Genomic DNA, 19,624 nt, shown 5'->3' on the forward strand with positions numbered 1-19,624 from the left:
TGACCGCCATGACTTTCGGTAAACAAGGGATTCAGGCCAGAATCCGCCCTACTTTCCAGTGCCATTCTTGACTTTGTCGAATATCGCTTACACAAAATTTTACGCCGGGCCGAAATAAATGGCTATTTTTTGCTTAAACTACCTTAACCAAGTGCAAATAGCGGCTAATACATCGACCAGGAACAGGACAAAGTCTATTATTCAGAGGTTCCTTAGGTTTCATCTTCAAAAGAAACGCCTTAATATACTCTGGCTTCACATCTTCAATATGAGTTATTTGATATTCTTGTGCGAGGTAATTGAACAGATATTGAATTTGTCTTCCATAATTCTTCGTTGTTTTGGGGGATAGATTTCGGCTCTGGCAATGGAATACGAACTCATCTTTTACGGTAGCCAACAACATAAAAAACACTCCTTTTCCGGCCATGTGATACCGAAAAAGGAGTGTTTTCTTTGTAAATGGGGGATTCACCTGTTGGAACAACGAAAAATATCGTTATTCCACTTGGGACAGTTTATGCCAATAGAACAACTCAGAAAAGAGTGAAATGTGCTAAGAAAAGTTGCGAAAAATAGACTTTTCTGCCAGATTACTGATGATCCACAGAGGACATATAGCGGATCAGGTCCACCATCTTGTTGGAGTAGCCGCACTCGTTGTCGTACCAGGACACGACCTTCACGAAGGTGTCGGTCAGAGCGATGCCGGCCTTGGCGTCGAACACGGAGGTGCGGGGATCGCCCAGGAAGTCGGAGGAGACAACGGGGTCCTCGGTGTAGCCCAGGACGCCGGCCAGCTCACCCTCGGAGGCGGCCTTCATGGCCTTGCAGATCTCCTCGTAGGAGGCGGGCTTCTCCAGGGTGACGGTCAGGTCGACGACGGAGACATCCAGGGTGGGAACGCGCATGGACATGCCGGTCAGCTTGCCGTTCAACTCGGGGATGACCTTGCCGACAGCCTTGGCGGCGCCGGTGGAGGAGGGGATGATGTTGCCGCAGGCAGCGCGGCCGCCGCGCCAATCCTTCAGGGAAGCGCCGTCCAGGATCTTCTGGGTGGGAGTGACGGAGTGGACAGTGGTCATCAGGCCTTCCTTGATGCCGAAGTTCTCCTGCAGGACCTTGGCGATGGGAGCCAGGCAGTTGGTGGTGCAGGAAGCGTTGGAGACATAGGTCATGTCAGAGGTGTACTTCTTGTTGTTGACGCCCATGACGAACATGGGGGTGTCGTCCTTGGAGGGAGCGCCCATGACAACGTGCTTGGCGCCGGCCTCGATGTGGCCCTTGCACAGCTCCTTGGTCAGGTGCTGGCCGGTGCACTCGCAGATATACTCAGCGCCCACGGTGCCCCAGGGGATGTCCTTGCACTCCTTGGCGGTGAAGACGGGGATCTCCTTGCCGTTGACCACCAGCGCGTTCTCAGTGAAGCTGACCTCACCGTTGAACTTGCCGTGGGTGGTGTCATATTTCAGCATATAAGCCATATAGTCGGGAGTCATGAAGGGATCGTTCAGAGCGACGACCTCCACATCGCTGCGGGTCAGAGCGGCGCGGAAGACCAGGCGGCCAATGCGGCCGAAGCCATTGATACCAATCTGGGTTTTCATAATGAAAAAACTCCTTTCAATGTTGGCGGCCTGAAATTTGACTGACATCGTGGCCGCCCACTAAATCGTTTGCGCAACGATTTCTTCAACGATTTCATCAGTATCGTAACACAACTCACTTCGGACTGCAACTGTCATTTTTGATAATGTTAATCCGTTGCTTTTGGCGAAAATCGATGTTTTTTGACAGAGATGTTAAAATAATTGCAAAATGGGCTTGACGATTCGGGCGCGGGGGGCTTATACTGAATGAACTAAATGATTACGCAATGGCTTGAAAAATTTTCCTTATTTACGTAAGTGAGGGTGAATTCGGATGAAAGTGACCATCAGCGATGTGGCGAAAATGGCGGGGGTGTCCACAGCCACGGTCTCCCATACTATTAACCATACCAGATACGTCTCCAATGAAACAAAGGAAAAGGTGTATCAGGCCATTGCCCAGCTGGGCTATACACCGGATGCCTCCGCCCGGAGCTTCCGCACGGGAAAGAAAAAGACCATCGGCTTTATTGTGCCCGATATCTCCAATAAATTCTTCGCAACCATGATCGAATCGGTGGAGGGCGTACTGGCCCAGGCGGGCTATCATCTGATCATCGCCAATACCAAGGAGGACATGGACCGGGAGGAGACCAACATCCGCCTGCTGTCCGCCGGATTGGTGGACGGCCTGCTCATTGCCTCCACCATAGACGATCCGGAGCGGCTGGATAGTCTGATCCCTGCCGGGTTCCCGGTGGTGCTGGTGGACCGCACCTTCTCCACCAAGAAGTATTCCTCCGTCTGCGTTTCCAATTTCCAGCCCATCTACCGCTCCGTCTGCCGCCTGGTGGGCAAGGGCGACCACCGCATCGGCATCATCGGCGGTCTGCCCCGGCTGAGCACCACCCGGGAGCGGATCTCCGCCTATGAACAGGCGGCGGCGGACTGCGGCCTGCCTGTGGACAGCGCCCTCATCCGCTACGGCGACTCCATGGAGAACAGCGCCAACCACTGCCTGGACGAGCTGCTGGAGGCGGGCTGCGACGCGGTCATCGCCACCAACGGCCTCATGGCCATCGACAGCATCACCCATTTGAACCAGAAGGGGCTGCAGATGGGCAAGGACATCGACATCGTCAGCTTCGTGGACTACGACTCCGGTTTCTACCGGCTCTACTCCAGTCAGATGGACTCCATCATCCAGCCGGTGGTGGAGCTGGGCAAAGCCGCCGGTGAGCAGATCCTCAAGCGGGTGGAGAACCCGGACGCCCCGGTGTTTGAGCAGGTATTGACCTCTACATACCGCCCCTGCACCCAGCCCACCTCCTGGAACCACTCCGACCGCTGAACCGTGTAGCCATCAGAGACGAAGCCCCCGCCGGACATCCGGCGGGGGTATTTTTCGTTCTGGGATCGATGAGACTTATACCACAGGCATCGCCGTCTCATAGCGGGTGCCGGACTGGCCGTCCGACAGGGAGGCGTCCGCCAGGGAGCGGACCGGCGTGCCGGGAGTCCAGTCCGCCCAGTTGTCAGCACCGAACAACGAATCGATGCCGCCCTGTTCTCCGGCCTGGAAGACGCTGCCCACACCGTAGAACGTCTGCCCATGGCTGTCCCGCACCCGGACGGCGATGACCACGTCGTCGCCGGGGGCCAACTCCAGAGAGGTCTCGTATCCGGAGATATGGCTCATTTCCACCATGCCGGCGGTGCGGCTCAGTTCCACCGCCTCCTCCACCGGGATGACCCGCTCCGGCGCGGCGCTGCCGCTGCGGTAGAAGCACAGGTCCACCGCCGTCAGATCCGGAGCACCTGCCCGGCTGGGCTGGATGGTGAGGGCGAAGGTGTTGAGTTTCACGCTGCTGCTGCCGGAGGACCAGCTGGCACCCCAGGTGAAGTCGATGAGAGGCCGGAAATTACCCGGCCCGCAGTCGTACAGCGTCTCCACCGGTCCGGTGCGGACGGTGCCGCCGCTGGAGAGGGCCACGGAGAGGTCGATATGATGGTCCATGGGGATCACCCAGTTCTCCGCCGCGTAAGCGTTCCCGGACAGCGTCCCCTCCGCGGTAAAGGTGCGTCCGTCGGACAGCCGGGCGGTAAACGAGGCGGCGGTGTCCTCCGTCCGCTCCTTGGGAAGGACGGAGACGGAGAGGGTCACGGTTCCGGCTGTGAGATCATAGTCCGTGACGTCCACGGCGGAATCGGCCAACAGATTCTCCTGTTCGCCCAGAATGTCACTGATCTGCCCGGTGATGCCGCTGATCTGCCAGGCCATGTCGTCCCGGATATTGTTGACCTGATCCTGCACGCCCCGGAACTGCCGCTCCATGCGCCGCATCTGGACACACAGCGTCAGCACCAGCGCTCCGGCCAGCACCGCCGCCAGAATGGCCAGCACTTTCTGCCTCCGGCTGCGTCGGGGACGGAACTGCTCCGTCTCCGACAGGTATTTGGCGGCGATGGCCTCCACGGCGGCAAGTTCCTTTTCCGACAGGGGGTGCTCCCGCTCCGGCACTTCCGGCGGCTCCACCCCCAGCAGCGCCCCAATGGACACGCCGAAGATGCGGCTCATGGCGATGAGGTTTTCCAGCTCCGGCACGGCGGCGTCGGACTCCCATTTGCTGACGGCCTGCCGGGAGACTCCCAGCTGTTCGCCCAGGGCCTCCTGACTGAGCCCGGCGCTTTTACGGCCCTCCTGGATACGCTGGCCCAGGGTGGCGGATGATTCCATGGCGTTCCCTCCTTGCTGTTCATGGGTCCATGGTAACAGACCGGCGAGAAATTGACAACCACCGGCGGGTTTCCTTTTGTCAACCGGCGGTTGCGGACCGGAAATGAGGGTGGTTTCCGGCCTGTCCACCGGATGCCGCGGCGAAAGAAAGGCCGAAACGCTCCCCCGGAAGTCCGAGGGAGCGTTTCAGTATGGAGAGTAGGATAGGAAGCAAATCAATCCTTCATCAGCTCATACATGACGGCTTTGATGGTGTGCATCCGGTTCTCCGCCTCGTCGAAGACGATGGAGAAGGGGGATTCGAAGACCTCGTCGGTGACCTCCATGGCGTCCAGACCGTACTTTTCGCCAATCTCCTTGCCGATCTTGGTGTCCCGGTTGTGGAAGGCGGGGAGACAGTGCATGAACCAGCACTGGGGTCCGGCGTTCTCCATCAGCTTCATATTGACCTGATAGGCGGCCAGATCCTGGATGCGCCGCTCCCAGACGGCGGGGGGCTCGCCCATGGACACCCATACATCGGTGTAGATGACGTCGGCGCCCTTGGTGGCCTCCATGGGGTCCGTCAGGAACTCCAGCACGGCGCCGGTCTCCTGTGCGATTGCCTGGGCGGTCTCCACCAGCTTCGGGTCCGGGAAGTAAGTCTCCGGGGCGCAGGCCACGAAGTACATGCCCATCTTGGCACAGCCGATCATCAGGGAGTTGCCCATGTTGTAGGCCGCGTCGCCCATGTACACCAGCTTGACGCCCTTCAGATGGCCGAAATACTCCTGAATGGTCAGCAGATCCGCCAGCACCTGGGTGGGATGGGCCTCGTTGGTGAGTCCGTTGAACACGGGGACGCCGGCATATTCGGCCAGCTTCTCCACCCGTTCCTGCTCAAAGCCACGGTACTCGATGCCGTCGTACATCCGGCCCAGCACGCGGGCGGTGTCGGCGATGGTCTCCTTGGCGCCGATCTGGGAGGCGGAGGGGTCCAGATAGGTGGTGCCCATGCCCAGATCCCGGGCGGCCACCTCAAAGGCGCAGCGGGTGCGGGTGGAGGTCTTCTCGAAGATCAGCGCCACGTTTTTTCCGTCCAGATAGCGATGGGGGATGCCGGCCTTCTTCTTGGACTTCAGATCGGCGGCGGTGTCCAGAAACTGCTGGATCTCCTCCGGAGTGAAGTCCAGGAGCTTCAGGAAATGAGCAGGTTTTTTCATGGGGGTCTGCCTCGCTTTCGTGAATTGGGAATGGCCGCAGTATCATACGAAAACCTGATCAAAAGCTTGAAAAGCGTTTGATAGCGCAAAGCGCGTCAGGTTTTTATGGGACGTGGTGACGCGCGGCACGTGCGGCACCAGCGTGCAGAGCACGCGGGATTTCAAATAAAGCCTTTTATTTGAAATCAGTCTCAGAGAGCGCCCTGGCTCCGCAGCGCCTGGACCTGATCGGGCAGGCCCCACAGGTTGATGAAGCCAGTGGCCTGGTTCTGGTCGTAGTCGCTCTCGCCGAAGGTGACCAGATTCTCGGAGTACAGCGTCTCAGGAGAGGTGATGCTGGAGGTGACGATGTTGCCCTTGTACAGCTTCAGCTTCACGGTGCCGGTGACGTGCTCCTGGGTCTTCTCCGCGAAGGCGGACAGGGCCTCCCGCAGGGGGGAGAACCACTTGCCGTTGTAGACCAGGTCCGCGAAATCCACCGCCAGCTTGGACTTCATGTGGGCGGTGTCCTTGTCCAGGGTGATCATCTCCAGGCACTGGTGGGCCTTGTAGAGGATGGTGCCGCCGGGGGTCTCGTACAGGCCGCGGTCCTTCATGCCCACCAGCCGGTTCTCCACGATGTCCAGCAGGCCGATGCCGTTGTCGCCGCCCAGCTTGTTCAGCTTGCGGATGATGTCGCTGGCCTTCATCTTCTCGCCGTCGATGGCCACGGGGGTGCCCTGCTCAAAGTCCAGGGTCACATAGGTGGGGGCGTCGGGGGCGTCCACGGGGGAGACGCTCATCTCCAGGAAGCCGGGCTTCTCGTACTGGGGCTCGTTGGCGGGGTCTTCAAGATCCAGGCCCTCATGGCTCAGATGCCACAGGTTCTTGTCCTTGGAGTAGTTGGTCTCCCGGCTGATCTTCAGAGGTACCTGATGGGCCTCGGCGTAGTCGATCTCCTCCTCACGGCTCTTGATGGCCCATTCCCGCCAGGGGGCGATGACGGTCATGCCCGGGGCGAAGTGCTTGATGGCCAGTTCGAACCGGACCTGGTCGTTGCCTTTGCCGGTGCAGCCGTGGGCGATGGCGTCGGCTTTCTCGGCCTTGGCGATCTCCACCAGCTTCTTGGCGATGACGGGCCGTGCGAAGGCGGTGCCCAGCAGATACTGCTCATAGCTGGCGCCCATCTTCATGGAGGGGATGATGACGTCGTCCACCATCTCGTCCACCAGGTCGGCGATGTACAGCTTGGACGCGCCGGTCTTCATGGCCTTCTCCTCCAGGCCCTCCAGCTCGTCGCCCTGGCCAACGTCGGCGGCCACGGCGATGATCTCCGGGTCGTTGTAGTTCTCCTTCAGCCAGGGAATGATGATGGAAGTGTCCAGGCCGCCGGAATAGGCCAGCACGATCTTTTTAATGTTTGCTTTATCCATGATACGAATCCTCCGTTTGTGTTTTGGTAGTGGTAGAATTATACGACTAAGGTGAATATATATTCAACTGGGAACTTGCATAAGAATTTCGCGTGTTTCCGAAGACTTTTGATCATTATGACAAATTATGCAATTAATAACGTATAATATACGAAATTATACAGAGCTAAACGAATGCCGCAACCGTTTTGCGGAAGCAAATTTGTCAAACATTCACCCTCACGGGCAAGGAGACTATGTGAATACCGAATGACGGATTATTCATGCTGTTCATGTACAGGCGACACAGGCGGCCCGGAGCCGTGCTTGACATCCCGACGGGGAATCCATAAAATAAAAGCGGCGTTTTCCCCGGGAGGGAGAGCGGCGGTAAAAAGACAGAAAAAAGCCGCGCACCGCGGCGGAATTGGGGGACTTTCATGGAGATCAGACGCTCCGCGGGCATTCTGCTGCCCGTATACGCGCTGCCGTCGGCGTACGGCATCGGCTCCCTGGGCCGGGAGGCCCGGACCTTCGTCAAATTTCTCAGAGACGCGGGCCAGACCTGGTGGCAGGTGCTGCCGGTGGGCCCCGTGGGGGCGGGGAACTCCCCCTACTCCAGCGAGTCCACTTTTGCGGGAAATCCGCTGCTCATCGACCTGGAGCTGCTGGCGGAGGACGGCCTGCTGACCAAAGTGGATCTGGCTGCTGCCAGAATGCCCCAGGCGCCGCTGGTGGACTATCCGGCGGTGAAGGCCGTGCGGGAGAAGCTGCTGCGCAAGGCGTTCCAGGCCGGGTACCAGCGGGACAAGGCCCAGGTGGAGGCCTTTACGGAGGGGAATCCCTGGGTGAAAAATTACGCTCTGTACAAGGCGGCCAAGGAGCGGTTCGGCAACGTCTCCTGGCAGGACTGGCCGGACAAGGACCTGCGGGACTTCCGTCCCGGGGCGGTGGAGCAGTACCGCACGGAGCTGGCGGAGGAGATCCGCTACCATACCTATATTCAGTATGTGTTCTTCCAACAGTGGGCCGAACTGAAGACCTGCGCCAACGAACTGGGGGTGTCCATCATCGGGGACCTGCCCATCTACGTGTCCATGGACTCGGCGGACGTGTGGAGCGAGCGGAAGGAGTTCCTGCTGGACAGCGAGGGCAGTCCCGCCAAGGTGGCGGGGGTGCCGCCGGACTACTTCTCCGAGGAGGGCCAGCTGTGGGGGAACCCCCTGTACGACTGGACGGCCATGAAGGCCGACGGCTTCGGCTGGTGGATCCGCCGGGTGGAGGGCGCCGTGAAGCTGTTCGACGCCATCCGTCTGGACCACTTCCGGGCCTTTGAGAGCTACTGGGCCGTCCCCGCCGGGGAGAAGACCGCCAAAAACGGCGCCTGGGAGAAGGGGCCGGGCATGGATCTGCTGCGGGTGCTCACCGGCTGGTTCTATCAGACTACCTACATCGCCGAGGACCTGGGCATCCTCACCGACGGGGTGCACCAACTCCGGGAGGAGTCCGGCCTGCCGGGGATGCGGGTGCTGGAGTTCGCCTTCTCCGATCCGTCCAACAGCTATCTGCCCCACAACTATCCCGCCCACTGCGTCTGCTACACCGGAACCCACGACAACGACACTGCGGCGGGCTGGTACGCCCACGCCGGCAAGGCGGAAAAGGCCTTTGCCGACCAATATCTCGGCATAAAAGATGTAGATAATGCCCAAAACGCCCTGCTGCGGGCGGGACAGGGCAGCGTGGCCCAGCTGTTCGTGGCCCAGCTCCAGGACTATCTGGGCCTGGGCAGCGAGGCCCGGACCAACGTCCCCGGCGTGGCGGAAGGAAACTGGCGCTGGCGGCTCCTGCCGGGCCAGGTGACGGACGCTCTGGCGGAGGACATCCGGGCCATGACCCACACCTACGGCCGCTGCTGACGCGAAACCCACCGTTGACGGCGGGGCCGTCCTGTGCTACAATCACACTTGTCCCCGGGAAGCCTGTTCTGACCGGCGGACCCTTTCCACAACTGATCTGCCGTTCTGACGGGCGAGGATGCGTTCCAAGCCGGAAGAAAGCCAGCCGCTGCGGGGCGACGCCGTCCCGCGGATGATCTGTCGCGCTTCCAGCCCCTCCGCCAGACCGGCGGAGGGGCTTTTTGCATCAAACGAACGATTTGGAGGGAGAACCTATGGAAAAGGAAGCCACCCGGGTGGCCGTGCTGGCCATCATCGTCAAGGACCCGGACTCCGTGGCCCGGCTCAACGACCTGCTGCACCAGTACGGGCAGTACATCATCGGACGGATGGGCGTGCCCTACCGCCAGCGGGAGGTCAACATCATCAGCGTGGCCCTGGACGCCCCCGGCGACGCCATCTCCGCATTGTCCGGCAAGCTGGGACGGCTCCCCGGCGTCACCGCCAAGACCGTCTACGCCCCGGAGGACGCCCTGTGACGTCCCGGATCTGATGTTTCGCCGGGACGCCCGTCCCGGAGGGATATATGAATTCATTCAGATGAGAGGAAGATCAAGATGAAGCATTTCAAGAAACTGACGGCGCTGGTACTGGCCGGCGTCATGGCCCTGTCCATGGCCGCCTGCGGCGGCAGCACCGGCGCGTCCTCCGGCGCCGCGGCGGCGTCCAGTGCGGCGGCATCTTCCGGCGCCGCGTCCTCCGGCGCTTCTGTGGCCCCGGAGCCCGCGGAGGAGACCGTCACCGTCCGGGCGGCGGCGCTGAAGGGCCCCACCGCCATGGGCCTGGTGAAGCTGATGGACGCCTTCGGTGTGGCGGAAGCCCCTCAGTCCGAGCCGCTGGTGGAGGAGACGTCTGAAAACGGCGGCTCCTACGTGTTCACCCTGGCGGCTGCCGCCGACGAGGTGGCCCCCAGCCTCATCAAGGGCGATCTGGACGTGGCCTGCGTCCCCGCCAACCTGGCCGCCACCCTGTACAACAAGACCGAGGGCCAGATGGTCACCCTGGCGGTGAACACCCTGGGCGTGCTGTATATCGTGGAAAAGGGCGACACCGTCCAGTCCATGGCGGACCTGAAGGGCCGGACCATCGTCTCCGCCGGCAAGGGTAGCACCCCGGAGTACGCCCTGCGGTATCTGCTGAGCGAGAACGGCGTGGACCCGGACAATGACGTCACCATCGACTGGAAGTCCGAGCACGCGGAGTGCGTGGCGGCCATGGCCTCCGGCGCCGCCGACATCGCTATGCTGCCCCAGCCCTTCGTCACCGTGGCCCAGGGCAAGATCGAGGGCCTGCGGACGGCGCTGGACCTGACGGCGGAGTGGGACGCCCTGAACAACGGCTCCGCCCTGCTCACCGGCGTGGTGGTGGCCCGGAAAGCCTTCGTAGAGGAACATCCCGCCGCGGTGGAGGCCTTCCTGAAGGACTACGCCGCCTCCGTGGACTGGGTCAACGCCAACATCTCTGACGCCGCCGCCCTCATCGGCGGACTGGGCATCGTGGACGCCGCCGTGGCGGAGAAGGCCCTGCCCTACTGCAACATCGTCTGCATCACCGGCGCGGAGATGCACGACAAGCTCTCCGGCTATCTGTCCGTTCTGGCGGAGCAGGAGCCCCAGTCCGTGGGCGGCACCCTGCCCGGCGACGACTTCTACTATGGCATCTGACCGGGGCGGCCGGTTCCGGCTGTGGGCCGTGGCGGTGTGGATGGCGGTGTGGCAGCTGGGCAGCATGGCGCTGGACCAGCCCCTGCTGCTGCCCTCCCCGCTGACGGTGGCCCGGTGCCTGGCCGCACTGGCGGGCACCGGGGCCTTCTGGTCCGCCGTGGGCGGGTCCGCCGTCCGCATTCTGGGGGGCTTCCTCCTGGCCTGCGTGGCGGGCATCGCCTGCGGGGCGCTGGCGGCCCGGTACCGGCGCTTCGGCGAGCTGCTCTCGCCCCTGCTGGCATCCATCAAGGCGGTGCCGGTGATGTCCTTCATCATTCTGGCCTACCTGTGGCTGCCGGACAAATCCCGCCTGCCGCTGCTCATCGCCTTTCTCATGGTGTTCCCGGTGATCTGCGGCAACGTCCTCACCGGCGTCCGGGAGACGGACCCCCAGCTGCTGGAGATGGCCAGGGTGTTCCGGGTGCCCCTGTCCCGGCGGCTGACGGGCATCTACCTCCCCCAGGTGCTGCCCTACTTCCGGACGGCGGCGTCCCTGGGGCTGGGGCTGTGCTGGAAGTCTGGCGTGGCGGCGGAGGTCATCGGCCTGACCGCCGGCTCTCTGGGCGAGCGGCTGTACCAGTCCAAAATTTACTTTGAGGTGCCGGAGCTGTTCGCCTGGACCGTCACCATCGTGGCGGTGTCCGTGGGCTTTGAGAAGCTGTTCCTCCGGCTGCTGGACGCCTTCGCGGAAAGGATGGGCGGATAATGGAGCTGCGGGTATCCCATCTGTGCAAAGCCTACGACGGGGAGCCGGTGCTGGAGGACGTGTCCTTCACCGCCGGGCCCGGCGTCACCTGCGTCATGGGCCCCTCGGGAGAGGGCAAGACCACGCTGCTGCGGATCATTCTGGGGCTGGAGAAGCCCGACAGCGGCAGCGTGGAGGGGCTGGACGGCGTCCGGCTCTCGGCGGTGTTTCAGGAGGACCGGCTGCTGCCGGGCCGGACGGCTCCGGAGAACCTGCGGTTCGTCCTGGGGGCGGCCTACGACGAAGCCGCCGCAAAGTCGCTTTTGCGGGAACTGGGGCTGAAGGACACGGAGAACAAGCCGGTGCGGGAGTTCTCCGGCGGAATGCGCCGCCGGACGGCCCTGGCCCGGGCACTCATCGCGCCCTTTGACCTGCTGGTGCTGGACGAGCCCTTTACCGGCCTGGACATGGACAGCCGCCGCCGGTGCGTGGAGGCCATCCGGGCACGGACGGCGGGGAAGACCGTCCTGCTGGTGACCCACGACGAATCCGACGGCGGGGCCTTCGCCGCCCGGACCGTCCGGCTGAAGAAATGACAAAACAGAGACGCGCTCCCTGCCATGGCGGCGGGGAGCGCGTTTTCTGCGGATAGCAGATACAAGGAACGGCCCGGAGGATCGCCTCCGGGCCGTTGGCATTTTGCGGGTTATTTCCGGGCCGGTTCCAGCCCACGGCGCTTCACCATCGCCGCGGCGGCCACCTGGAACAGGGCGGAGAGGGCCGCCAGATAGAACACGTACTGGACGCCGGCCCCCTCCCAGATCAGTCCCATGATGGGGGAGGCCACGATGGCCATGATGTGGTCCACTCCCAGGCCCACGGACAGCGACCGGGTGACCTCGTCGGGGGACAGGGCGATGGACCGCATCAGGAAGGCGTGGACCATGTTGAACTGGTCGAACAGCAGGCACAGCACGTAGGCCCCGTAGACCACCCACGCCTGCCAGCCGGCGCCGAAGGTGCCCGCCGCCAGCTGTCCGGCCAGGACGCCCAGAACACAGAAGGTGACCACGATATAAGCAGCCTCAATGAGGAGCATCCGCCGCATCCCCAGCCGGTCCAGCATCCGGCCCAGGATGGGGGCCACCACCATGCCCACCAGATGCACCACGATGGTCAGCAGGGCCGCCACGTCCGCGCCCCGGTGCAGCAGCTCAATGATGACCCAGGGGGCGAATACCAGCCGGATCCGCTTCTGACAGCCGTAGGCCAGCGTCACCATGTAATAGGGAACATACTCCCGGCGGAACAGCAGCTTGTGGTTGGTGACCTTGCAGGGGGCGGTGGTCATGCAGCCCTCCAGCCGCCACAGGAAGAAGGCCGCCAGGGCCGACGCCGCCACGCCGATGGCAAAGGGCAGGATGACCCGGCTCTGGAAGGAGAAGAACCCCGCCCGGAAGCCCACAAACACTGCGCAGGATGCTACCATGGAGGCCATGGTGGTGACGCCCTTGAACTTGCCCAGGGCGGTGCCCACCTTGCCGTCCCGGGCCAGATCCATGGAGATGGAGTCGCTGAGGGGCATGAAGAGGTGCTCGCCCAGGGAGTACAGAAACAGGAAGATCAGCATGACGCCGTAGCCGGGGGACAGGAAGCCCATAACCATCAGGCCTGCCAGCATCATGATCTGGGCCAGGATGCCCAGACGGATATTGCCCAGAAAGCCTAGGCCCGCCACCAGCACCATGCACAGGATGCCGGGACTCTCCCGGGGGATCTCGATGAAGCCCCGCTGGGCGGAGGTGACCTGATAGACCTCCTTGAAATAGTTGGACAGGATCCTGTTGCCCAGGCCGCTGGTGACGGCCACGCAGATCAGCACCAGAATAAACAGCCGGACGGCCCGCTCTCTTGACTTCGGCATAATGGGTACGCTCCTTCAAAAGCCGCAGATGACGCGGCGGTTCTTCCGCGGGCACGGCCCGCAAGTTCTTTCATCATACCATGCCTGCCCCGGGGATGCCACCCAAAATTTACAGTCTCCGGCAGATTTCTCCGTTCCGCGCCCTGTTTCTTTCAAATGTAAACTGTATAAAAATAATTGGTTGACAATCAAACCGGCACGATGTATCCTGTTGTTAACTTTGAAATAGAAAGAGGTTTACAATGGGAAACACAAAAAATCTGGTCCGGATGGCCCTGTTCGCCGCACTGATCGCCGTGGGCGCATTCATCCGCATCCCTGTCCCCGTGTGTCCGTTCACCCTGCAATTCCTGTTCACCATGCTGGCGGGACTGCTGCTGGGGGGCAAGTACGGCGCGCTGAGCGTGCTGGTCTATCTGTGCGTGGGCCTGCTGGGCCTGCCGGTGTTCGCCGATGGCGGCGGCATCGGCTACGTGTTCCAGCCCACCTTCGGCTATCTCATCGGCTTCTGCATCGCCTCCTACGTGACGGGGGCCATCGCCAACCGGACGGCCCAGCCGTCTCTGAAGCGGCTGCTGGGGGCCAACTTCCTGGGCCTGCTCATCGTCTACGCTCTGGGGATGCTGTACTACTGGCTGATCTGCACCTTCTACGTGGGCACCGGCATCGGCATCTGGACGCTGTTTCTGTACTGCTTCCTCCTGGCGGTGCCGGGAGACATCCTGCTCTGCATTCTGGCCGCGTTCCTTGGAAAGCGGCTGATCCCCATTCTGAGAAAGGAACGTGCTGAAAAATGAACCATACGCTGGAAGAACGGAAAGACGCCGTACTGGCGGGGGCGTCCCTGACCAAAGAGGAGGCCCTGGACCTGCTGGATGCGCCACTGGAGGAACTGTGCGAAGCTGCCGACGAGATCCGGCGGCACTTCTGCGGGGACACCTTCGACATCTGCACCATCATCAACGGCAAGTGCGGCCGCTGCTCCGAGGACTGCAAGTACTGCGCCCAGTCCGCCCACTATCCCACCCAGGTCCAGGAGTATCCCTTGCTGGGCACGGAGGAGATCGTGGCCCAGGCCCGGTACAACGCGGAGCGGGGCGTGCTGCGGTACTCCATCGTCACCTCCGGCAAACGGCTCAGCGACCGGGAGGTGGATCAGGTGTGTGAGAGCATCCGGGCCATCCGGGAGAGCGTCCCCATCGAGGTGTGCGTGTCCTTCGGCCTGCTGGGAGAGGAACAGTTCCGGAAGCTCCGGGAGGCGGGGGCCAGCCGGGTCCACTGCAACCTGGAGTCCTCCCGGTCCTATTTCCCCTCGGTCTGCACCACCCACACCTACGACGAGAAAATCGAGACCCTGAAGGCCGCCCGCCGGGCGGGCCTGGGCATTTGCAGCGGCGGCATCATGGGCCTGGGGGAGACCATGGAGGACCGCATCGACATGGCCCTGACCCTGCGGGAGCTGGGGGTCCGGTCGGTGCCGGTGAACTTCCTGAACCCCATCCCCGGCACGCCCTACGCCCACAACGAGCCGGTGAGCGACGATGACAAGCGGCGGATCGTGGCGGTCTACCGCTTCCTGCTGCCCAACGCCTCCATCCGTCTGGCGGGGGGGCGGGGACTCATCGCGGACAAGGGGGAGGGCTGCTTCCACTCCGGTGCCAACGCGGCCATCTCCGGCGACATGCTCACCACCTCCGGCATCACCATCGAGACGGACATGCGGCTGCTGGACAAGCTGGGCTACAAGGCGGGGCTGTGGAATGAATAAGAAACTGTTTGTCACCGGCACCGGCACGGACGTGGGCAAGACCTACATCACCGCCCTGATGGTGAAAAAGCTCCATGGGGCGGGGCTGCGGGCGGCATACTACAAGGCCGCCATGAGCGGGAACGTCCGCCGTCCCGACGGCACCCTGATCCCCGGCGACGCCCTGTGCGTCCAACAGGTGTCGGGCATCGGCCAGTCCCTGGAGAGCATGTGCCCCTACGTGTACGAGAACGCCTATTCCCCTCATCTGGCCTCCCGGCTGGAGGGAAATCCGGTGCGGATGGACGTGGTGAAGGCGGGCTTCGCCGCCCTGGAAGCGGAATACGACTACATCACCGTGGAGGGCAGCGGCGGCATCCTGTGCCCCATCTGCTTCGACGAGGCGAAGATCCAGCTGGAGGACGTGATCCGGGAGCTGGACGCCGCCTGCGTCATCGTGGCGGACGCGGGGCTGGGCACCATCAACAGCGTGGGCCTGACGGTGTCCTATATGCGGGCGAAAGGCATCCCCGTCAGGGGCCTGATCTTCAACCACTGTCACCCCGGCGACGTCATGGAGGAGGACAATCTGGAGATGTGCCGGCACTTCACCGGCCTGGACATTCTGGCGAAGGTCCGGGACGATGACAGGGAGCTGGACATCAGCCCGGCGGCGCTGGTGGCACTGTACGAGTAATACGGATTCTTGATGAAAGCGCTTCATCAAGAATCCCGCGTGCTGCGCACGCTCGAATTGTGCAGCGGCACCATTGGGCGTCTGCTGTGCATCAGTTCGACGGGCCAAATCAGAGATTTGGAGTCTCACTGATCATAAAAACGGAACGCGCGACCCGCTATCAAACGGTTTCATCAGTTTTCGTATAAAGGAGAGAAACAATATGATCTGGTATCCCTATCAGCAGATGAAGACCATGGCGCCGCCCATCAGGGTGACGGACGCCAGAGGCGTCTACCTCTACACCGAGGACACGAAGCTCATCGACTCCGTCTCCTCCTGGTGGAGCGTTATCCACGGCTATCACCATCCGGTGCTGGACGAGGCCATCCGCTCCCAGCTGGACCACTTCGCCCACGTGATGCTGGGCGGCCTGACCCATGAGCCGGTGGAACAGCTGTCGGCGAAGCTGGCGGACTGGCTCCCCGGCGATCTGGACTACTGCTTCTTCTCCGACTCCGGCAGCGTGGCGGTGGAGGTGGCGCTGAAAATGGCGTTACAGTTCAACACCAACCGGGGCAGCAAACGGGACACGGTGCTGGCCCTGACCCACGCCTACCACGGCGACACCTTCAAGACCATGGAGGTGGGCGACGACGAGGACTACCACTTCGCCTTCGGGGAGAAGAAGGGCGTCATCCACATCCCCACGGAGATCCCGGCGCTGGAGCGTGCATTTGCGGAGTCCGGCGACCGGCTGACCTGCTTCATCGTGGAGCCGCTGCTCCAGGGCGCCGGCGGAATGCTGATGTACGACGTGTCGTTCCTGAAGCGGGCCCGGGAGCTGTGCGACCGGTACGACGTGCTGCTGATCTTCGACGAGGTGGCCACGGGCTTCGGCCGCACGGGCAACCGCTTCGTGTCGGATCTGGTGCTGCCGGACATCCTCTGTCTGGGCAAGGCCCTCACCGGCGGCTACATCGGCCACGCCGTCACGGTGGCCAACAAGCGGGTGTACGACGGCTTCTACAGCGACGATCCGCCCCACGCCCTGATGCACGGACCCACCTTCATGGGCAACGCCCTGGCGTGCAGCGTGGCGCTGAAGTCCATCCAGCTCTTTGAGGAGGGGAACTATCCGGAGAGAATCCGGCGCATCGAGGCCATCACCCGCCGGGAGATGGCGGGCTTCGCCGATCCCCGGGTGAAGGAGGTCCGGATCATGGGCGGCTGCGTCTGCATCGAGGTCCATGACGCCGTGGTACTGGACGGCTTCAAGAAGTTCGCCTATGACCGGGGGGTGTTCAGCCGTCCCTTCCTGCGGTACATGTACGCCATGGTGCCGTATGTCATTGAGGAGGAGCAGCTGGTGAAGATCCTGGACACCATGAAGGCCTGGTTCCGGAGATAAGACGGCACGGAAAAAGAGAAAGGCGCTGGAAAAAACACATTTCCACCCCCTCAGGCTGTCGAGAAACCCGGTTGCGCAATTAGGCGGCAACCGGGTTTTTCGACAGGCTGCGGGCATCCGGTTTCCACCGGATGCCCGTTTTGATCCCCTGTGGTCTGCTGAAGAAACGGCTCCGGACATTGGTAGGCGTCCGGAGCCGTTCTGTCGTTTTCATGTGCTCAGCTGTTCCTGGGCCGCAGGGTCACCGTGTAGGTCAGAGTCCGCCGCCCTCCCGGTTCCAGCAGGATACAGTGGGGCTTGTCCCGGAACTCGCCGCTCTCGTCGTCCAGGGCAGCGCAGCCGTGCCACGGCTCCAGGCAGATATAGGGTGCGGCGCAGCCGGTCTTGGTCCAGAAGGCCACCATGGGGAAACCGGTGAAGTCCAAGTGGACGCCGTGGCCGCCCTCCCGGTGCCGGAGACTAACGCCGCAAGACTGGGGCCGGTCGAAAATCACTGTGTCCACCCGGTCGAACAGGGCGTGGTCCAGGGGGATAACGCCGGTGCCTTGAAGAACGTCCTCCGACGCGCCATGGAGGATGTTGCCCTGGCCGTTCAGCAGCAGCATGGGCGTGTCCTCCGGCCGGTCCAGGGCGATGTCATAGTCCTCGAACCGCTCCTCCGGATACAGCGGGCAGCGGAAGGCCGTGTGTCCGCCCACGCAGAAGGGCATGGTCTTGTCGTCCCGGTTCTCCACCGTGAAGGACGTGGCGAAGCCGTCCTCCAACAGCCGGTGCCGGACCTGGAGCGCAAACCGGAAGGGATACTGCGCCCGCGTCTCCTCACTGTCCTCCAGGAGAAAGGTCACAGCGTCCGCCGCCTGCTCCGCCGGGGAGAACTCGCTGTTCCGGGCGAAGCCGTGACGGCCCATCCGGAAGGGCTCTCCGTCAAAGCGGACAGTGCCGTCCTTCAGATTTCCCACAATGGGGAACAGATTGGGGTTCCGTCCGGGCCAGAAGGCCGGATCGCCGCCCCAGATGTACTCCGTCCCCGCCGCGTCCCGCAGGGAGATCAGCTCTCCGCCGTGGGTGTCCGTCACGGCCCGGAGGCCGCCCTTTTGAAGCTCGATCAGCATGGTGTATTCCTCCCTGTCTCTTTGTTGGTTTCTGTCATGATTGTAGCACGAACTCCGGGGAAAATCCACGTCTGTTTTCCACCATCCCCCTCCGGATCCGGAGATAACAGAAACCACGCCGCCACGGATGTCCATGGCGGCGCGGTTCGATCGCTGTCAGCCCGCTCAGCTGAAGATGAAGTACAGCAGCAGGGGGATACACAGGACGTACAGGCCCGGATGGATCTCCTTGTGCTTGCCGGTGGCCACCTTGATGGCCACATGGGCCAGAATGCCGCTGCCGATGCCGGCGGCGATGTTGGCGGTGTAGGCGCCGAACATGATCATGATGAAGGGGCCGAAGGCCTCGGTGAAGTTGGAGAAGTCAATCTCCGCGAAGCCGCTGATCATCAGGAAGCCCACGAAGATCAGGGCCGGGCCGGTGGCGGCGTCGGGGATGATGATGAACAGGGGCGCGGCGAAGATGGTCAGCAGGAACATGACGCCGGTGGTCAGGGCCGTCAGGCCGGTGCGGCCGCCGGCCTCCACGCCGGAGGAGGACTCCACATAGGTGGTGATGGTGGTGCAGCCGCAGGCGGCGCCCACGCAGGTGCCCACGGCGTCCACCAGGAAGGGCTTCTGGATGTCGGGCAGGTTGCCGTCCTGGTCCAGCATCTTGGCCTTGCCGGCCACGCCCAGAACGGTGCCCAGGGTGGAGAAGAAGTCGCCGAAGAAGGCGACGAAGATCCAGACGGCGGCGTTGGCGGCCAGCAGGCCGCTGAAGTCAAAGTTCAGGAACACGTTGCCCAGGTCGGCGGCGTCGGGCACGGCGAAGAAATGTTCCGGCAGGGTGGTGATGCCCAGGGGGATGCCGGCGATGGTGATGACCACGATGCCGATGAGGATGGCGCCCTTCACCTGATAGGCGGTGAGGATGGAGATCACCAGCAGGCCGGCGATGGCCAGCAGTACGGCGGGGTCGGTGAAGTCGCCCATGGCGATGCCGTCGGTGAAGTTGCCGATGCCGGTGTTCTTGAAGCCCAGATAGGCGATGAAGAAGCCGATGGAGGCCGAGATGGCCACCTTGATGTTCTTGGGGATCATCCGCACGATGAGATCCCGCAGACCCAGCACCGTCAGCAGCACGAAAATGATGCCGGACACCAGAGTGATGACCATGGCGGAGCCGAAGGACATGTCGCCGGACTGGATCAGGGCGCCCAGCAGGAAGTTGGTGCCCATTCCGGTGGACAGGGCGAAGGGCATGTTGGCGTAGAAGGCCATCAGCAGGGTGATGAGGCCGCTGATGAGAGCGCACATGATGAGGATGGCGGACTTGCTGATAACGACGCCATTGCAGTCCACGATATAGGCGGCGTCGCCGAAGCCCACGATGGCGCTGGGCTGCACGGCCAGCACGTAGGCCATGGTCATGAAGGTGGTCAGGCCGGCGATGATCTCCGTCCGGACGTCTGTGTTGTGGTCTTTCAGTCTGAAGATTTTTTCCATG

At 62.4% G+C, this 19,624-nt stretch carries 18 protein-coding genes; 10 read left to right on the plus strand and 8 right to left on the minus strand.

What is annotated here, in order from left to right:
• Positions 1-133 precede the first annotated feature (133 nt).
• Positions 134-430: a site-specific integrase gene (locus tag ACTNBU_RS02990; protein WP_441030567.1), complete on the minus strand. Its 297-nt coding sequence runs from the start codon at positions 428-430 to the stop codon at positions 134-136.
• A 163-nt stretch (positions 431-593) separates the two neighbouring features.
• Entirely contained in the window at positions 594-1,607 is a 1,014-nt protein-coding gene (gap, locus tag ACTNBU_RS02995; RefSeq protein ID WP_441030569.1) for a type I glyceraldehyde-3-phosphate dehydrogenase, read from the minus strand.
• 316 nt (positions 1,608-1,923) lie between these two features.
• On the opposite strand from gap, the gene ACTNBU_RS03000 reads away from it, so the two are divergent.
• Entirely contained in the window at positions 1,924-2,940 is a 1,017-nt protein-coding gene (locus tag ACTNBU_RS03000; RefSeq protein WP_441030571.1) for a LacI family DNA-binding transcriptional regulator, read from the plus strand.
• Positions 2,941-3,015: 75 nt separating this feature from the next.
• Here ACTNBU_RS03000 and ACTNBU_RS03005 read toward each other — a convergent pair whose 3' ends face one another.
• The 3 genes from ACTNBU_RS03005 to ACTNBU_RS03015 all read right to left on the minus strand — a co-directional run bounded on the left by ACTNBU_RS03005 (position 3,016) and on the right by ACTNBU_RS03015 (position 6,940).
• Positions 3,016-4,326 (minus strand): helix-turn-helix domain-containing protein, encoded by a 1,311-nt coding sequence (locus ACTNBU_RS03005; RefSeq protein WP_441030573.1) that lies wholly within the window; start codon positions 4,324-4,326, stop codon positions 3,016-3,018.
• A gap of 215 nt (positions 4,327-4,541) precedes the next feature.
• Positions 4,542-5,528: an ornithine carbamoyltransferase gene (gene argF, locus ACTNBU_RS03010; protein ID WP_441030578.1), complete on the minus strand. Its 987-nt coding sequence runs from the start codon at positions 5,526-5,528 to the stop codon at positions 4,542-4,544.
• Positions 5,529-5,719: 191 nt separating this feature from the next.
• On the minus strand, positions 5,720-6,940 hold the full coding sequence (locus tag ACTNBU_RS03015) for an argininosuccinate synthase (protein WP_441030580.1): 1,221 nt from the start codon (positions 6,938-6,940) through the stop codon (positions 5,720-5,722).
• 419 nt (positions 6,941-7,359) lie between these two features.
• Between ACTNBU_RS03015 and malQ the strand changes: the two genes are divergently transcribed.
• From malQ to ACTNBU_RS03040, 5 genes are all read left to right on the plus strand, one after another.
• Positions 7,360-8,838 carry a 4-alpha-glucanotransferase gene (gene malQ, locus ACTNBU_RS03020; protein ID WP_441030582.1) on the plus strand — a complete coding sequence of 493 codons (1,479 nt, stop codon included), beginning with the start codon at positions 7,360-7,362 and terminating at the stop codon, positions 8,836-8,838.
• A 254-nt stretch (positions 8,839-9,092) separates the two neighbouring features.
• Positions 9,093-9,356: a TM1266 family iron-only hydrogenase system putative regulator gene (locus tag ACTNBU_RS03025; RefSeq protein WP_441030584.1), complete on the plus strand. Its 264-nt coding sequence runs from the start codon at positions 9,093-9,095 to the stop codon at positions 9,354-9,356.
• 78 nt (positions 9,357-9,434) lie between these two features.
• Positions 9,435-10,541, plus strand: coding sequence for an ABC transporter substrate-binding protein (locus ACTNBU_RS03030; RefSeq protein WP_441030586.1), 1,107 nt, complete (start codon positions 9,435-9,437; stop codon positions 10,539-10,541).
• Positions 10,531-11,286 (plus strand): ABC transporter permease, encoded by a 756-nt coding sequence (locus ACTNBU_RS03035; protein ID WP_441030588.1) that lies wholly within the window; start codon positions 10,531-10,533, stop codon positions 11,284-11,286. The genes ACTNBU_RS03030 and ACTNBU_RS03035 overlap by 11 nt, the downstream gene beginning before the upstream one ends.
• The gene (locus tag ACTNBU_RS03040; RefSeq protein ID WP_441030590.1) at positions 11,286-11,861 is read left to right on the plus strand and encodes an ATP-binding cassette domain-containing protein; all 576 of its coding nucleotides are present in this window, start codon (positions 11,286-11,288) and stop codon (positions 11,859-11,861) included. Before ACTNBU_RS03035 ends, ACTNBU_RS03040 begins: the two co-directional genes overlap by 1 nt.
• Positions 11,862-11,971: 110 nt before the next feature.
• Here ACTNBU_RS03040 and ACTNBU_RS03045 read toward each other — a convergent pair whose 3' ends face one another.
• Complete coding sequence (locus ACTNBU_RS03045; protein ID WP_441030592.1) at positions 11,972-13,189, minus strand: MFS transporter; 1,218 nt, start codon at positions 13,187-13,189, stop codon at positions 11,972-11,974.
• A 242-nt stretch (positions 13,190-13,431) separates the two neighbouring features.
• Between ACTNBU_RS03045 and ACTNBU_RS03050 the strand changes: the two genes are divergently transcribed.
• The 4 genes from ACTNBU_RS03050 (at position 13,432) to bioA (ending at position 17,023) form a co-directional block, all read left to right on the plus strand.
• Entirely contained in the window at positions 13,432-13,986 is a 555-nt protein-coding gene (locus ACTNBU_RS03050) for a biotin transporter BioY (protein ID WP_441030594.1), read from the plus strand.
• Positions 13,983-14,957, plus strand: coding sequence for a biotin synthase BioB (gene bioB, locus ACTNBU_RS03055; protein WP_441030596.1), 975 nt, complete (start codon positions 13,983-13,985; stop codon positions 14,955-14,957). Before ACTNBU_RS03050 ends, bioB begins: the two co-directional genes overlap by 4 nt.
• Positions 14,950-15,633 carry a dethiobiotin synthase gene (gene bioD, locus ACTNBU_RS03060; protein WP_441030598.1) on the plus strand — a complete coding sequence of 228 codons (684 nt, stop codon included), beginning with the start codon at positions 14,950-14,952 and terminating at the stop codon, positions 15,631-15,633. Before bioB ends, bioD begins: the two co-directional genes overlap by 8 nt.
• Before the next feature lie 202 nt (positions 15,634-15,835).
• Positions 15,836-17,023: an adenosylmethionine--8-amino-7-oxononanoate transaminase gene (gene bioA / locus ACTNBU_RS03065; protein WP_441030600.1), complete on the plus strand. Its 1,188-nt coding sequence runs from the start codon at positions 15,836-15,838 to the stop codon at positions 17,021-17,023.
• A 218-nt stretch (positions 17,024-17,241) separates the two neighbouring features.
• On the opposite strand, the gene ACTNBU_RS03070 is transcribed toward bioA, so the two are convergent.
• Positions 17,242-18,135: an aldose 1-epimerase family protein gene (locus ACTNBU_RS03070; protein WP_441030602.1), complete on the minus strand. Its 894-nt coding sequence runs from the start codon at positions 18,133-18,135 to the stop codon at positions 17,242-17,244.
• Positions 18,136-18,300: 165 nt separating this feature from the next.
• On the minus strand, positions 18,301-19,623 hold the full coding sequence (locus ACTNBU_RS03075; RefSeq protein WP_441030604.1) for an NCS2 family permease: 1,323 nt from the start codon (positions 19,621-19,623) through the stop codon (positions 18,301-18,303).
• Position 19,624: the final 1 nt, after the last annotated feature.

It is taken from the genome of Dysosmobacter sp. HCP28S3_G4 (assembly GCF_052065175.1).
GTDB lineage: Bacteria > Bacillota > Clostridia > Oscillospirales > Oscillospiraceae > Oscillibacter.

Bases quoted from the DNA above. Each gene is read 5' to 3' on its own strand.
- ACTNBU_RS02990 (WP_441030567.1), bottom strand. From the start codon at position 430: ATGGCCGGAAAAGGAGTGTTTTTTATGTTGTTGGCTACCGTAAAAGAT.
- gap (WP_441030569.1), bottom strand. From the start codon at position 1,607: ATGAAAACCCAGATTGGTATCAATGGCTTCGGCCGCATTGGCCGCCTG.
- ACTNBU_RS03000 (WP_441030571.1), top strand. From the start codon at position 1,924: ATGAAAGTGACCATCAGCGATGTGGCGAAAATGGCGGGGGTGTCCACA.
- ACTNBU_RS03005 (WP_441030573.1), bottom strand. From the start codon at position 4,326: ATGGAATCATCCGCCACCCTGGGCCAGCGTATCCAGGAGGGCCGTAAA.
- argF (WP_441030578.1), bottom strand. From the start codon at position 5,528: ATGAAAAAACCTGCTCATTTCCTGAAGCTCCTGGACTTCACTCCGGAG.
- ACTNBU_RS03015 (WP_441030580.1), bottom strand. From the start codon at position 6,940: ATGGATAAAGCAAACATTAAAAAGATCGTGCTGGCCTATTCCGGCGGC.
- malQ (WP_441030582.1), top strand. From the start codon at position 7,360: ATGGAGATCAGACGCTCCGCGGGCATTCTGCTGCCCGTATACGCGCTG.
- ACTNBU_RS03025 (WP_441030584.1), top strand. From the start codon at position 9,093: ATGGAAAAGGAAGCCACCCGGGTGGCCGTGCTGGCCATCATCGTCAAG.
- ACTNBU_RS03030 (WP_441030586.1), top strand. From the start codon at position 9,435: ATGAAGCATTTCAAGAAACTGACGGCGCTGGTACTGGCCGGCGTCATG.
- ACTNBU_RS03035 (WP_441030588.1), top strand. From the start codon at position 10,531: ATGGCATCTGACCGGGGCGGCCGGTTCCGGCTGTGGGCCGTGGCGGTG.
- ACTNBU_RS03040 (WP_441030590.1), top strand. From the start codon at position 11,286: ATGGAGCTGCGGGTATCCCATCTGTGCAAAGCCTACGACGGGGAGCCG.
- ACTNBU_RS03045 (WP_441030592.1), bottom strand. From the start codon at position 13,189: ATGCCGAAGTCAAGAGAGCGGGCCGTCCGGCTGTTTATTCTGGTGCTG.
- ACTNBU_RS03050 (WP_441030594.1), top strand. From the start codon at position 13,432: ATGGGAAACACAAAAAATCTGGTCCGGATGGCCCTGTTCGCCGCACTG.
- bioB (WP_441030596.1), top strand. From the start codon at position 13,983: ATGAACCATACGCTGGAAGAACGGAAAGACGCCGTACTGGCGGGGGCG.
- bioD (WP_441030598.1), top strand. From the start codon at position 14,950: ATGAATAAGAAACTGTTTGTCACCGGCACCGGCACGGACGTGGGCAAG.
- bioA (WP_441030600.1), top strand. From the start codon at position 15,836: ATGATCTGGTATCCCTATCAGCAGATGAAGACCATGGCGCCGCCCATC.
- ACTNBU_RS03070 (WP_441030602.1), bottom strand. From the start codon at position 18,135: ATGCTGATCGAGCTTCAAAAGGGCGGCCTCCGGGCCGTGACGGACACC.
- ACTNBU_RS03075 (WP_441030604.1), bottom strand. From the start codon at position 19,623: ATGGAAAAAATCTTCAGACTGAAAGACCACAACACAGACGTCCGGACG.